At 67.2% G+C, this 14,492-nt stretch carries 11 protein-coding genes; 9 read left to right on the top strand and 2 right to left on the bottom strand.

Features of this window, described 5'->3' with window-relative positions; all coding sequences use genetic code 11:
• The first annotated feature begins 129 nt into the window (after positions 1–129).
• The 6 genes from ACWGRX_RS02660 to ACWGRX_RS02635 all read left to right on the top strand — a co-directional run bounded on the left by ACWGRX_RS02660 (position 130) and on the right by ACWGRX_RS02635 (position 6,510).
• Positions 130–306, top strand: a complete 177-nt coding sequence (locus ACWGRX_RS02660; protein ID WP_452116310.1) for a hypothetical protein — start codon at positions 130–132, stop codon at positions 304–306.
• 62 nt (positions 307–368) lie between these two features.
• The gene (locus tag ACWGRX_RS02655; protein ID WP_452116309.1) at positions 369–2,507 is read left to right on the top strand and encodes a methyl-accepting chemotaxis protein; all 2,139 of its coding nucleotides are present in this window, start codon (positions 369–371) and stop codon (positions 2,505–2,507) included.
• A 39-nt stretch (positions 2,508–2,546) separates the two neighbouring features.
• A complete protein-coding gene (gene coaD / locus ACWGRX_RS02650; RefSeq protein ID WP_452116308.1) occupies positions 2,547–3,047 on the top strand; it encodes a pantetheine-phosphate adenylyltransferase in 501 nt (166 codons plus the stop codon).
• Positions 3,048–3,167: 120 nt separating this feature from the next.
• Positions 3,168–4,499, top strand: a complete 1,332-nt coding sequence (proS, locus tag ACWGRX_RS02645; RefSeq protein WP_452116307.1) for a proline--tRNA ligase — start codon at positions 3,168–3,170, stop codon at positions 4,497–4,499.
• A 13-nt stretch (positions 4,500–4,512) separates the two neighbouring features.
• Positions 4,513–5,811: a lipoprotein-releasing ABC transporter permease subunit gene (locus tag ACWGRX_RS02640; RefSeq protein ID WP_291641979.1), complete on the top strand. Its 1,299-nt coding sequence runs from the start codon at positions 4,513–4,515 to the stop codon at positions 5,809–5,811.
• Between the two features lie 9 nt (positions 5,812–5,820).
• Complete coding sequence (locus ACWGRX_RS02635; protein WP_291641981.1) at positions 5,821–6,510, top strand: ABC transporter ATP-binding protein; 690 nt, start codon at positions 5,821–5,823, stop codon at positions 6,508–6,510.
• A gap of 55 nt (positions 6,511–6,565) precedes the next feature.
• Here the strand turns inward: ACWGRX_RS02635 and ACWGRX_RS02630 are convergent, their stop codons facing one another.
• The gene (locus ACWGRX_RS02630) at positions 6,566–7,513 is read right to left on the bottom strand and encodes a DMT family transporter (protein WP_452116306.1); all 948 of its coding nucleotides are present in this window, start codon (positions 7,511–7,513) and stop codon (positions 6,566–6,568) included.
• A gap of 449 nt (positions 7,514–7,962) precedes the next feature.
• Here ACWGRX_RS02630 and dnaE point away from each other — a divergent pair, with 449 nt between their 5' ends.
• From dnaE to pncA, 3 genes are all read left to right on the top strand, one after another.
• Positions 7,963–11,433 carry a DNA polymerase III subunit alpha gene (gene dnaE, locus ACWGRX_RS02625; RefSeq protein WP_452116305.1) on the top strand — a complete coding sequence of 1,157 codons (3,471 nt, stop codon included), beginning with the start codon at positions 7,963–7,965 and terminating at the stop codon, positions 11,431–11,433.
• A 242-nt stretch (positions 11,434–11,675) separates the two neighbouring features.
• The gene (locus tag ACWGRX_RS02620; RefSeq protein WP_452116304.1) at positions 11,676–12,398 is read left to right on the top strand and encodes an FkbM family methyltransferase; all 723 of its coding nucleotides are present in this window, start codon (positions 11,676–11,678) and stop codon (positions 12,396–12,398) included.
• A gap of 75 nt (positions 12,399–12,473) precedes the next feature.
• Positions 12,474–13,151 carry a bifunctional nicotinamidase/pyrazinamidase gene (pncA, locus tag ACWGRX_RS02615; protein ID WP_452116303.1) on the top strand — a complete coding sequence of 226 codons (678 nt, stop codon included), beginning with the start codon at positions 12,474–12,476 and terminating at the stop codon, positions 13,149–13,151.
• Between the two features lie 65 nt (positions 13,152–13,216).
• Here pncA and ACWGRX_RS02610 read toward each other — a convergent pair whose 3' ends face one another.
• Positions 13,217–14,383, bottom strand: a complete 1,167-nt coding sequence (locus ACWGRX_RS02610) for a GGDEF domain-containing protein (protein ID WP_452116302.1) — start codon at positions 14,381–14,383, stop codon at positions 13,217–13,219.
• Between the last annotated feature and the right edge of the window lie 109 nt (positions 14,384–14,492).

Genomic DNA, 14,492 nt, shown 5'->3' with positions numbered 1-14,492 from the left:
GGGCGATGCAAACTAGAAATCGGGCAGGGCGGCCCAGTCACGAATTCGACATATTCCGGCCACGCTGGGGCCCGCCGCCTACCGCACCCAGGAAATCGATGTAACGCCCTGATTCGCAAAGAACAATCCATGCAGATCGGCTTCCTCGTCCCGTATCGGCGTCGCGTTTCGCTCATGGCTGTCTTCGTCATCCTCCTGGCCTTGGTGGTCGGCAGTGCCGCCGCGCTCGCGGCGCTCGCCCCGTCTCCGCATCCATTCCGTGGTATTGCGACGTCGTCCTCCGCGCCGGTTGCTGACTTTAGGTAAAGTTAACCTACTTAAGGTTGTATCTCTCCCGATTAGCGTTAGATCGGGCGGGGAAAACAGCGGTGTACAGCCTTAGAGTACGGCTTCCCGCCGCTATGCTCGCGCTTGCCTGCCTCGCTGCGGTGACGGTCGGTGTTTCAGCCTATCTCGCCGTCACCAGCTGGGCCCGGGAAGCGTCGCGCGCCCGGCTCCATGCGCTGGCCGAAAGCCATTCGCGCGCTATCGAACGGCGGCTGGTGTTGCTGCGCTCGGAGCTGGCCGTCCAGGCGCGCAGCGCCTTTACGGTGGCGGCGCTCGACGAGCTCGGTAAATGGCTGGAACTGGGGCCGCATGACCTGAATGCCGTTCTCAGCCATTATCAGGGCGATGGCATGCGGCCGCTGTCGGAGCGTCTGGCGTTGAACGGCCACGGCCACCAGCACGGCTACTCCTGGCGCCATGTCCGGATCCACGAGACCTATGCCGCCGCGCTGAAGCAATTCAACTACGCCGACATCTACCTTGTCTCGATGAAGGGACGGGTCGTCTACAGCGCCACCAAGGGGCCGGAGTTCGGCCGGCTTCTCAGCGATCCGGAGTTCGCCGGAAGTGGTCTTGCACAGGTGGTCGAGGAGGCGCGCCACCAGCCGGCAGGCACGCAGATCCTGCGGGATTATGCCCCCTATGACCTGATCGGCGGCGAGCCGCGCGCCTTCCTGGCCGCCCCCTTCTACGATATCGAGCTCGATGCCACCGAGCAGGTCGGCACGCTCGTCATCGCCGTCAATTCAGGGTTGATCGACGATGTTCTCAGCGCCAACGCCGCCGGGCGCGGCGAGATCGGCGTCTATGTGGTCGGCGAGGACGGCTTCACGCGCTCGAGCCCGGCAGCCCGCCGCGAGGCATCCGCCCCGAGCGATTCGCTCGACCAACGCCGACTCCCCAGCCGCGGGGATGATGGGCTGCTCCGCATGACCAGTCATGACGGAACCGCGCTCGTCGCTACCGGGCGCTCGATCGCGGCCGGCGACTGGCGTTGGCAGCTCTGGCTGACCGAGCCGGAGCGCGCGGCCTTCGCCGTCGTCGGCAAGATCCGCGGTGCGATCGTCACCGCCGGCCTGCTCGTCCTGGCGCCGCTGCTCGGCTTTGCGATCCTGCTCGGCTGGTCCGTGGCGCGTCCGATCGGCGGCCTCTCCGATGCGCTTGCCGGCATTGCCGCCGGCCGCACCGACCAGGCGATTCCGGGTGCGCAGCGCCGGGATGAGATCGGTGGCATCGCCGCTTCGATCGGCACGATACGCGAGACCCTGCAACGCGAGACGCAATGGCGCGAGGCGCAACAGGAGACGCGCCGCGCCGAGGCCGAGCGGCATCGTCGCCTCCTGCTCGGTGAGTTGGCGGGCGAGCTCGAGCAATCGGTGCGCACCGTCAGCACCTCGGTGGCGACCGCGGCCGGTGCGCTCGCGGCGACCGCCAACCAGCTCAGTGAGAGCGCCGGCGCGGCGAGGACCGGCGCTGCCGATGCCGAGCTGTCGACCGGGAACGCGATCGCCCGTGTCCATTCGATCGAGCGCGCGGCCCAGGATCTGCTCGGCGCGGTGGAGAGCCTGTCCGGCGAGGTCAGTCGTTCCGATGTCACGGCCGGGCAGGCGAGGCGGCACGCCGATGATGTCAGCGAGGTCGTCGACGGGCTGGCGAGCGGCGCGGCCCGGGTCTCGGAGGTGGTCGGCCTGATCTCGGCGATCGCCGGACAGACCAATCTGCTCGCCCTCAACGCGACCATCGAAGCGGCGCGTGCCGGCGAGGACGGGCGCGGCTTCGCGGTCGTGGCCGCCGAGGTGAAGTCGCTCGCGGCCCAGACAGCCGGCGCGACCGAGGATATCGCGCTGCAGATCGACGCCATGAACAAGGCGACGGCGGCGACCGTCGACGGCATGGCCGGCATCCATGCCATGGTGCAGGAGCTGAGCGAGGCGACGCGGCGTACCGCGCAGACCATGCTGCGTCAGCATGAGGCGACCCATGCGATCGCCGCCGACGTCGTCGCCGCGACAAGGGAGATCGTCCAGATCGGCCAGGCGACCGGCCAGCTTTCGCTCGCCTCGCGCCACACCGCCGGCTCGGCCGATGCGGTGCTGGCTGCGGCAGACGAGCTGACCGGGCTGGCGCAGGCGCTGGAAGGGCGCGTCGACCGGCTGATCGCGGAGCTTCGCGTCGCCTGAACGCTTGTCGACGCCCGGCGCTTTGGCTAACGCTGGTGCATGCGTACCGCCTTCTACACCGGCTCCTTCGATCCCGTCACCAACGGCCATGCCGACGTCATCGCGGCTGCGGCGAAGCTGTGCGACCGGCTCGTGCTCGCGATCGGGGTCCACCCCGGCAAGAAGCCCGTGCTGACCGTCGATCAGCGGGCCGAGCTGCTGCGTGTCGTCGCCGAGCCGCTGGCACGGGCGGCCGGCGCGCGCGTCGAGGTCGTGACCTTCGGCGATCTCGCGGTCGACGCCGCGCGCAAGGCCGGAGCCAGCATCATCATTCGCGGCCTGCGTGACGGCACGGATCTCGACTATGAGATGCAGATGGTCGGCATGAATGCGGCGATGGCGCCGGAGCTGCAGACCGTGTTTCTGCCGGCGACCCCGCTGACCCGCCATATCACCGCCACCCTGGTGCGCCAGATCGCTGCGATGGGCGGCGATATCTCGGCCTTCGTGCCGGCGCCGGTCGAACACGCGCTGAAGGCTGCCTTCGCCACCGAGAGGTGAGGGCGCTGTCCAGCGTTTAAGGCACTCGCCGGGTTGCAATTTCGCGACCGGGATGGTGTTTCTGGAACCTTGCCGACTCGCTGCGCCGGCCGGCGCAATCTCCTCCTGAAGAGCCCTGCGATGCGCCTCTCCCGCTATTTCCTGCCGATCCTGCGCGACACGCCCAAGGAGGCCGAGATCGTCTCGCATCGGCTGATGCTGCGCGCGGGCATGATCCGCCAGCAATCGGCCGGCATCTATTCCTGGCTGCCGCTTGGTCTGCGCGTCCTCAACAAGATCAGCGCCGTGGTCCGCGAGGAACAGAATCGCGCCGGCGCCGTCGAGATCCTGATGCCGACGATCCAGTCGGCCGATCTCTGGCGTGAGAGCGGGCGCTACGACGCCTATGGCAAGGAGATGCTGCGGATCAAGGATCGGCACGACCGCGAGATGCTCTATGGGCCGACCAATGAGGAGATGGTCACCGAGATCTTCCGGTCCTATGTCAAGTCCTACAAGGACTTGCCGCTCAACCTCTACCACATCCAGTGGAAGTTCCGGGACGAGGTCCGCCCGCGCTTCGGCGTGATGCGCGGCCGAGAGTTCCTGATGAAGGACGCCTATTCCTTCGATCTCGACCAGGCCGGCGCGCGCCATGCCTACAACCGGATGTTCACCGCCTATCTGCGCACCTTCGCGCGCCTCGGCCTGAAGGCGATCCCGATGCGCGCCGATACCGGCCCGATCGGCGGTGACCTCAGCCATGAGTTCATCGTGCTCGCCTCGACCGGCGAGAGCCAGGTCTTCTGCCACCAGGATTACCTGAACTTCGAGACGCCGGCCGTCGACACCGATTTCGACAGCGTCGCCGGGCTGCAGGGCGTCGTCGACAAGTGGACCAGCCTCTACGCCGCCACCGAGGAGATGCACGACGAGGCGGCTTTCGGCGCCATTCCGGCCGACAGGCAGGTTTCTGCCCGCGGCATCGAGGTCGGCCATATCTTCTATTTCGGCACCAAATATTCCGAGCCGATGGGCGCGACGGTCGCCGGCCCGGACGGGCGCGAGACCCCGGTCCATATGGGCTCCTATGGCATCGGCCCGAGCCGGCTCGTCGCCGCGCTGATCGAGGCCGGCCATGACGAGGCCGGGATCGTTTGGCCTGACGAGATCGCCCCCTTCGACATCGCGGTGCTCAACCTGAAGATCGGCGATGCCGCGACCGACGCCGCCTGCGAGCAGCTCTACAAGGGCCTCGCCGCCAAGGGCTACGACATGCTCTATGACGACCGCGACGAGCGGCCGGGCGGCAAGTTCGCCACCGCCGACCTGATCGGCATGCCCTGGCAGGTGATCGTCGGGCCGAAATCCCTCGCCGAGGGCAAGGTCGAGCTCAAGCGCCGCGCCGGCGGCGAGCGCGAGCTGGTCTCGCTGGAGGCGGCGCTGGCCCGCTTCCCCGGCAAAAGCGCGTGAACGGAGCGTGGCGATGAGCACGGCCAGCGAGGCGGCGCCCGTCGCAGCGGTGCCCACCGGCACGAAGCCCTTCGCCGGCTTCGAATGGCTGCTCGCCGGCCGTTATCTGCGCACGCGCCGCCGCGAAGGCTTCGTCTCGGTGATCGCCGGCTTCTCGTTCCTCGGCATCCTGCTCGGCGTTGCCACGCTGATCATCGTGATGTCGGTGATGAACGGCTTCCGCAAGGAGCTGCTGGAGAAGATTGTCGGCGTCAACGGACACATCTTCGCCACCCCGATCGACCGCCCGCTCGATGATTACGAGGCGGTGGCGCAGCGCCTGCGCAAGGTGCACGGCATCAAGTTCGCGATCCCGCTGGTCGAGGGTCAGGCGCTCGCCTCGTCGCAGGTCGGCAATGGCGGCGTGCTGGTGCGCGGCATCTCGGAGGAGGACATCAAGTCGATCCCCTTCGTCGCCAACAACATCAAGCAGGGCACGCTCGACGGCTTCGGAACGGCTGGCGGCGTCGCCATCGGTCGGCGGCTTGCGGCCTCGCTCGGCCTGCAGGCCGGCGACACCATCACCATCGTCACCCCGCGCGGAGCCTCGACACCCTTCGGCACGGCGCCGCGGATCAAGGCCTACCCGGTCACGGCGGTGTTCGAGATCGGCATGTCGGAGTTCGACGCCTCCTTCGTCTTCATGCCGCTCGGCGAGAGCCAGGCCTATTTCAACCGCGACGGCGACGTGAACGTCATCGAGATCTTCATCGACGATCCCGATCGGACTCAGGCGGTGCGCGATGCCATCGAGGCGGACGCTCCGCGCCCTCTGGTCCTGTCCGACTGGCGCCAGCGCAACCGGACCTTCTTCAACGCGCTCGAGGTCGAGCGCAATGTGATGTTCATCATCCTGACCCTGATCGTGCTGGTCGCGGCGCTGAACATCGTCTCCGGCCTGATCATGCTGGTGAAGGACAAGACCGAGGACATCGCGATCATGCGCACCATGGGGGCCTCGCGCGGCACGGTGCTCCGCGTCTTCCTGATCACCGGCGCGACGATCGGCGTGGTCGGGACCCTGGGCGGATTGTTGCTCGGCGTCGCCTTCGCCAACAACATCAAGTCGATCATGGGGGCGATCAACTGGATCACCGGGGCCAATCTCTGGGATCCGACCGTGCGCTTCCTCAGCGACATCCCCTCGGTGATCGATTGGCGCGAAGTCGCCAGCGTCGTCGGGATGGCGCTCGTCCTGTCGCTGCTGGCGACGCTTTATCCGGCCTGGAAGGCGGCGCGGCTCGACCCCGTCCAGGCCCTGCGCATGGGCTAGGGGCAGGCCATGGCAACCGAGACCCCCGCGCTCTTTCTGTCCCAGATCGAGCGTTTCTATCCGCAAAGCGACGGGCCGCTGGAAATCCTGCGCAAGGCCGATTTCGCGATCTGGCCCGGCGAGCTCGTCGCGCTGGTCGCGCCGAGCGGCACCGGCAAGTCGACGCTGCTGCATGTCGCCGGCCTGCTGGAGAGTCCCGATGCCGGCGAAGTCTTCATCGGCGGCGTCGCGACCTCGCAGCTCGACGACAAGGGCTTGACCCGGCTGCGACGCACCGAGATCGGCTTCGTCTACCAGTTCCATCATCTCCTGCCCGAGTTCTCGGCGCTGGAGAACGTCGTGCTGCCGCAGCGCATTCGCGGCCTCGGCAAGCAGGAGGCTTCCGAGCGGGCGACCGAGCTCCTGACCTTCCTGGGCCTGGGGGACCGGCTCGACCATCTGCCGAGCGAATTGTCGGGCGGCGAGCAGCAGCGCGTCGCCATCGGCCGCGCCGTCGCCAATGCGCCGCGCGTGCTCCTGGCTGATGAGCCGACAGGCAATCTCGACCCGCACACCTCGCTGCACGTGTTCGGCACGCTGGTGGCGCTCGCGCGCGCTTCGGGCCTCGCGGCACTGATCGCGACCCATAATCTCGACCTCGCCTATCGCATGGACCGGCGCGTCACCATTCGCGACGGGCTGGTCGTCCCGCTCGACTAGACTAGCTCGGATCGCGGCGTGCTGACCGGTACGAGGCAGGGCTCTTTGCCCGGACTCAGGGCGATCGCGCTTTCCGGCGCGGCGCCACGACGATCAGGCCGGCGATGACGATCACCGCGATGCCGGCCCAGGTCGCCGGCGCCGGAAAGTCGCCGAAGATGACAAGGCCCAGCGCCGTCGCTCCGACCAGTTCGAGATAGACCAGCGGCGACAGCGTCGAGACCTGGGCGAAGCGGAAGGCGCTGATCGTCATCAGATTGCTGGCGGCCGAGATCAGACCCATGAGCAGGATCAGCATGATGCCCTGGCGATTGGGCATGCTCCATTGGAAGATCACGAAGGGCGTCAGCATGGCGATGCCGAGCGCGAGCTGCAGCGTCAGGGTCGAGAGCGGCGAGGAGGCCTTCGCCGTGGCGCGCGTCATCACGAGATAGCAGGCCATCAGCGCGCCCGAGGCCAGGGCAATCAGCGTGCCGCTGCTCGTCTCGGCGCCGGGGCGGACGACCAGGAGCGCGCCGCCAAAGCCGAGCCCGACGGCCGCCAGCCGGCGCCAGTCGAGTCGCTCGCGCAGGATCAGGGTCGCGAGCAGGGTGGCGACGATCGGGGCGACGAAATAGGCACCGAGCGCATCGGCGAGCGGGACATGCGTGATCGCCATGTAATAAAGCGTCATGGCGCTGACGAGGAAGGCGGTCCGGATGATCTGCGGCAAGAGTTGCCCGGGCGCGATCAGCGGCTCCGGCGAACGCCATTGCGCGACGGCGACGACCGGAAGCAGGAAGCCGAGCGCGGCGACATAGCGGGCCCAGCTCAGGAAGGGTGCCGAATGCGCGCCGCTGAGATATTTGGCGATCGCGTCGGAGCTTGGGATGATCAGCATCGAGCCCGCCATCAGCGCAATGCCCAGTGCGGCGCTGCGTCGCTGATCGGAGCCGTTCGGCTGAGGGGCCTCGCCCGCCACCGCGGTGGCTGCGCGCGAGACCGACTTCTGATGCGTATCCATGACCTGATCCCGAGCGCCGCCTTCGCTCCGATGAAGGTGAGCGCCGCGCCGGGCTTGGCCCGGACTCGAACCAGACGCAAGCGCTCTGGGCAGGTAAGCTTTTGTTAACTGCGGTCACTTGCCGAGCAGATGGAACTAACCCATCGGCATTGACTAGAACAAAAAGCGAACTAACCTGAACATAGATCGAACACAGGAGATCGACATGCTGATCGCTCGCAAGCTGATGGCCGGTGCCGCCGAATTCTTCGCCCTCGCGCTCTTCGTCGGAATGATCTGGGTCTGGGCTGCGCTGGCCGCTGGCCCGAGCGTTTGAGATCGGCGCCGCGCGACCTGCCGGCATTGCCGCGGCACTGTCCAGGTCGTGCCGCTCCGGCGTCCACAGTCCGGGCCATGTGATGTCTCGACCCTGGAGCGGCGCTGCGCGATAACCCGCCCGAGAGGGCATCATGAGCGACCGGAAGAACGATTCGCAGGTTGAGGACGAGGTCGGATTCGTCCACCTCCATGTCCATTCGAGCTATTCCCTGCTCGAAGGCGCGATCCAGGTCGGTGCGCTCGCCAAGCTCGCGGCCGGCGACGGTCAGCCGGCCATGGCCCTGACGGACACCAATAATCTGTTCGGCGCGCTGGAGTTCTCCGAGAAGCTCGCCGGCGTCGGCGTGCAGCCCATCGCCGGGGTGCAGCTCAGCGTCGATTTCGGCGATGACGACACTGGCGGTCGCAAGCCGGTCCAGCCGGCGATCGGCCATCTCGTCCTGCTCGCCATGAACGAGGCCGGTTACGGCAATCTGATGAAGCTGGTGAGCCAGGCCTGCCTCGCCGCCGGCGCCGGGCAGCCGGTAGTGACCATCGCGCAGCTGGCCGAATCCGGGGAGAATCTGATCGCCTTGACGGGCGGTGCGGGCGGCCCGCTCGACCTTGCCTTGCGTGCCGGCCAGCAGCCGCAGGCGCAGGCGCGATTGCAGAGCCTGCAGGCGATCTTCGGCGACCGGCTCTATGTCGAGCTGCAGCGTCATGAACGCGAAGACGGCCCCTCGGTCGAGGCCGCGCTGCTCAGGCTCGCCTATGATGCCGACCTGCCGATCGTCGCCACCAACGAGCCCTATTTCGGCAAGCCGGCCGATTTCGAGGCCCACGACGCCCTGCTGGCGGTGGCGGCCGGACGGCTGCTCTCCGACCATGAGCGCCGCCGCGTCACGCCCGAGCATTACTTCGCGACGCGTGCCGAGATGAAGCGCCGCTTCGCCGATCTGCCGGAGGCGCTGGCCGCGACGGTCGAGATCGCGCGGCGCTGCTCCTGGCGCGTCGGCACCCGCAAGCCGATCCTGCCGCGCTTCGGCGAGGAGGGCCGAGACGAGGCCGAGGAGCTCGAAGCGCAGGCCCGCGCCGGCCTTGCCGCCCGCCTGGCCAAGCACGGGCCGGCCGCGAACTTCACCGCCGAGGATTACGACAAGCGGCTCGATTTCGAGCTGTCGATCATCACCCGGATGAAGTTTCCGGGCTATTTCCTGATCGTGTCCGACTTCATCAAATGGGCCAAGGACCATGGCATTCCGGTCGGCCCCGGCCGTGGCTCGGGGGCCGGCTCGCTGGTCGCCTATGCGCTGACCATCACCGACGTCGACCCGCTGCGCTTCGGCCTGCTGTTCGAGCGCTTCCTCAACCCCGATCGCGTCTCGATGCCGGACTTCGACATCGACTTCTGCCAGTACCGGCGTGAAGAGGTGATCGAATACGTCAAGCACCGCTATGGCGAGGAGCGCGTCGCCCAGATCATCACCTTCGGCACCTTGCAGGCGCGCGGCGTGCTGCGCGACGTCGGCCGCGTCCTGGAAATGCCCTATGGCCAGGTCGACAAGCTGACCAAGCTCGTGCCGCAGAACCCGGCCAAGCCGATCACGCTGCCAGAGGCCATCGCCGGCGAGCCGAAGCTGCAGGAGGCCGCGGCCGAGGAGCCGGTCGTCGGCCGTCTGCTCGAGATCGCGCAGAAGCTCGAGGGTCTGCACCGCCACGCCTCGACCCACGCCGCCGGCGTCGTCATCGGCGATCGGCCGCTGGAGCAGCTCGTCGCGCTCTCGGTCGATCCGCGGACCGGCATGCGCGTCACCCAGTTCAACATGAAATGGGTCGAGCAGGCCGGGCTGGTGAAGTTCGACTTCCTCGGCCTGAAGACGCTGACGACGCTGACCATCGCCGTTCAGCTCATCGCCCAGCGCAATATCGCGGTCGATCTGGCGCAGCTCCCCTTCGATGACCCGCCCACCTACGCCATGCTGGCGCGCGGCGAGACCGTCGGCGTGTTCCAGGTGGAATCGGTAGGCATGCGCAAGGCGCTGGTCGAGATGAAGGCCGACCGGATCGAGGATCTGATCGCGCTGGTGGCGCTCTACCGCCCCGGCCCGATGGACAATATCCCGACCTATTGCCGCCGGAAGCTCGGGCTGGAGGAGCCGACCTATCTCCATCCCGGCATGGAGCCCTACCTCTCCGAGACGCATGGCATCATCGTCTATCAGGAGCAGGTGATGCAGGTGGCGCAGGCGCTCTCGGGCTATTCGCTCGGCGAGGCGGATCTGCTGCGCCGCGCCATGGGCAAGAAGATCAAGGCGGAGATGGACGCCCAGCGCGACCGTTTCGTGAAGGGCGCCATCGACAACGGCATCAAGAAGGAGATCGCCTCGGAGATCTTCGACCTGCTGGCGAAGTTCGCCGATTACGGCTTCAACAAGAGCCATGCCGCGGCCTATGCGGTCGTCGCCTTCCAGACCGCCTATCTCAAGGCGAATTTCCCGGTCGAGTTCATGGCGGCGTCGATGACGCTCGACATCGGCAATACCGACAAGCTCTCCGAATTCCGCCGCGAATCGGAGCGGCTCGGCATCAAGGTCGAGCGGCCCTCGATCAACCGTTCCGGTGTCGATTTCGACGTGGCCGATGGTGCGATCCGCTACGCGCTCGGCGCGATCAAGGGCGTCGGGCGCGCCGCGGTGGAATCGATCGTCACGGCACGTGCCAAGCAGGGCCCTTTCCGTGACCTGGCCGATTTCGCCCGCCGGATCGATACCCGCCTGGTCAATCGCCGCACCATCGAGGCGCTGATCTGCGCCGGCACGCTCGACGAGATCGAGCCGGAGCGCGCCAAGGCGATGGTCGCGGTCGACGGCATGCTCGCGCTCTCGAACCGCGTTCGCGACGAGGCCGCGGCCGGACAGCTCGACATGCTCGGCAGCGGCGGGAATGCGGAAGCCTTCCGCATTCCGCCCTTCGAGCCTTGGGCTCCCGCCGAGCGCCTGCAGCGCGAGCACGACGCCGTCGGCTTCTTCCTCTCCGGCCACCCGCTCGACGATTACGAGCATGTGCTGAAGCGGCTGCGGGTGCAGAGCTATGCCGATTTCGCCCGCGCCGTGCGCGCCAGCGGCACCTCGATCGCCAAGGTCGCGGCCTCGGTAATCGACAAGTCGGAGCGGCGGACTAAGTCCGGCAACAAGATGGGCATCGTCCAGCTCTCCGATCCTACGGGCCAGTTCGAGGCGATCCTGTTCTCGGAAGGCTTGCAGCGTTATCGCGACCTGCTCGAGCCCGGTGCGGCGCTGGTGATCAGGCTCTCGGCCGTGCTCGACGGCGAGGAGGTGCGCCCGCGCATCGAGGATGTCGAGCGGCTCGACGATCTCGCCTCGCGCCAGAAGCAGGATCTCTGCATCTTCCTGCGCGACGACAAGGCGCTCGGCTCGATCGCCGAGCGGATCAAGTCGCGCGGCGATGGCGCCCGCGCCGTCGGAAAGGTCTCGCTGGTGATGATCCTCGACGACGGCGCCCAGGAGGTCGAAGTCGAGCTGCCCGGCCGCTATCCGATCAACCAGCAGGTCGCGAATGCCGTCCGCGCCGCGCCGGGCGTGATCAACGTCGAATTGCGCTGACGGACGGCAGGACGAAGCAGGGGCTGTCCTGGCTCTCATCTTGAGGTGCGGCCGAAGGCTGCGTCTCGAAGGATGTTCCCGGCGGCTCAGGAACCAGCTGGGCCATCCTTCGGGAGGCGTTTCCGCTGAGCACGCTCCAGGATGAGGGGGGAGGATGGCCGGAAGCGGTTTCTTGAGCTTGCGCCGTAAGCTGCTGCTGCCTCAGAGTGTTTGCAGAAGACGATGACGTCCGGGGGGGCTTGATGAAGCAGTATGTCGCGCGCATTCCGATGAGCCTTGCCGTGCCGGATGCCATGCATTGGGCGATCAAGGACGTGCTCGAGGGCGAATACGAGGCGGGCTTCGACGGGGTCGGCCTCGACATCCTCGATATCGGCGCCAATGTCGGCTCCTTCGCGCTCTGGGCGACGGCCCGTTGGCCGGGCAGCGTCGTCACCTCCTATGAGCCTCATCCCGGCACCTTCGAGTTCCTGAAGCGCAACACCGATCGGCGTCGCGACATCCGGCCGGTCAATGCGGCGCTGTTTCCCGGCGGCCTGAAGACGGCAAGCTTCGTCAGCCGCTTCGCCGGCGACGGCGAATCTGGCCTCGCCTCCTATGCCGGCGACACCTTCGTCGATGGCGCCATGGTCGAGCGCTACGAGGTCGCGGTGGTCGATCCGGCGAGCCTGCCCTCGGCCGATATCGTCAAGATCGACATCGAGGGCGGCGAGGGCGATGTCCTCGACCATCTCGACCTGTCGAAGACGTCGCTGGTGCTGCTCGAATATCAGAACCGCAAGAACCGGCTGCAGCTCGAGGCCCGGCTCGCTGCGGATTTCGACCTCGTCGACACCGTGGAGCATATCTGGGACCCGCTGCTCGAACAGGGCTGCTATCGACAGGACCTCGCCGGCGACGTCTATGGTCGCATGTTCGCGGCCCGCAAGGGTATGACGCGGATGACGAGGTCGGCGACGCCGTGACGCCGTGACGGCGGGCCGATCGGGCGCCGCGCCGCCCGTCAGGGCGCGAAAGCGCGCGACCGGAGGGAGAATTCAGTGATCGATGCCGGGACGGCGCTCGTCGTCGTCGATGTCCAGAACGATTTCTGCGCTGGCGGCAGCCTCGCAGTGCCCGGGGCCGACGAGATCGTGCCGCTCGTCAATGCGCTCGCCGCCCGTTTCTCGACGGTCGTCCTCACCCAGGACTGGCACCCGGCCGGCCACGCCTCGTTTGCCTCCAGCCATCCGGCGCGCGCGCCCTTCGAGGAGGTCGAGATGCCCTATGGCCCGCAGGTGCTCTGGCCGGATCATTGTGTGCAGGGGCAGGACGGCGCCGACTTTCATCCGGCACTTGAACTGAGCGCCGCACAGGCCGTGATCCGCAAGGGTTTTCACCATGCGGTGGACAGCTATTCCGGTTTCGTCGAGGCCGATGGCCGCACGCCGACCGGCCTCGCCGGCTATCTCCGCGAGCGCGGCGTCGGGCGTGTCGTCATCGCCGGGCTCGCCACGGATTTCTGCGTCAACTGGACGGCGCAGGATGCGGTCCGCGGTGGCTTCGAAGCGATCGTCGTCGAGGAGGCGTGCCGCGCAATCGACCTCGAAGGCTCGCTGGCGCGCGCCTGGGCGGCAATGACGGCACTCGGCATCCGGCGCGCGTCCATGGCGGAAATCGCCGCCATGGCATCGGACGGAAAAGTGGACACCACTTTTCGAAAAATCCCGATGCGATAACAAAAAGCTAGATCACCGTAACGGCGTCCGAACGGACGCGCGGCGATCTAGCTGCGGTTCCGCCTTCAGCGCCAAGCCGTCGCCGGGTGGAGCTCGGCCCGGTCGCGGCCGAGGCATTTGGAACGATAGAGCGCTTCGTCGGCCTGCTCCAGCAGAGCCTGCAAGCGATTCTCCGCTGCGTTTCCTTCGGCTATGCCGATGCTGAGCGTCGGCTTCACCCTGGCCTTGCCCCAGGCCTTCAGGGCCCGGTCGAAGGCGTCGCGGATGCGATTGGCGACGCCGATCGCCTCGGCCGCCGTCAGATGCGGGAGCACCACGACGAATTCATCGCCGCCATGCCGCGCCAGAATATCGCTCGCCCGCAGCTCGCTGCGCGCCGCATCGGCGAAGATCAGCAGGGTCTGGTCGCCTGCGGCGTGGCCATGGGTGTCGTTGAGCCGCTTGAAATGGTCGATATCGATGAGCAGGACCGCGAATCTGTGCGGCCGCTTGGCTGCCTCCGCCGTCAGTTCCTCGATCGAATGCTCCAGCCCGTTTCGATTCAGGGTGCCGGTCAGTGCGTCCTGCCGCGCGAGCGAGACGAGAGCGTTGCGATGGCGCTCGGTGACCAGCAGCAGGAGGGCACAGCCGCGCAGCAGCAGGAAGGCGGTGCCGGTGACCGCCAGCCAAGGCTGTGCGGCGTTGGGCGTGAAGAGTTCGGGGCCGAGCTGGCCGGAGGCGGCAAGATAGCCATTGAGGGCAAAGACCGGCACCGTCGGCGCAAACAGGCCGACGAGGATCGCACCGGAGATCAGCCGCTCGCGCCGCAACAGATTGAGGCCTTCTCGCACCACGGCCGCGTCGCAGCAGGCCGCGAGTACCGACATCAGGATGACGCGATTGGCAAAGCCTTCCGGCCCGCTCCAAAGCAGCAGCAGGATCCCGGCGACCGCGACGGCGCCGAAATAGACTGGCAGGCGGGGCGGGCGCCTCGCGAAATCCCTGATGCTGTAGAGCGTCAGCAGATAGCCGGTCCAGCTGGTGAGATTCGCGAGCGGGATCGAGACCGGATCTGGAAGCGAGCCGCGCAGCGCGATCCCGACCACACCGATTCCGACCAGCAGATTGCTCAAGCCCCACCAGAGCGGCCAGCGCTCGAAGCGCCCGGTGGCGAAGGCGAGCAGTTGCACGAAACCAAGGAGAGTGCAGGTGATCGCGCCTGCCAGATAAATCGTCCTCAGGTCTAGAACCACGCGTCCAGGTCCATCTCTGCTGCCTGCGGACTCCCTAGCCTAGCTGAGTGAATCCTTGGTTCACGCGGCGTCAGCGAACAGCAACCCGCCGGGGCAAGGTCCGGTGGTG

The sequence above is a fragment of the Allobosea sp. NPDC055594 genome (genome assembly GCF_053618995.1).
This window is presented reverse-complemented; position numbering and strand designations above follow the sequence as displayed.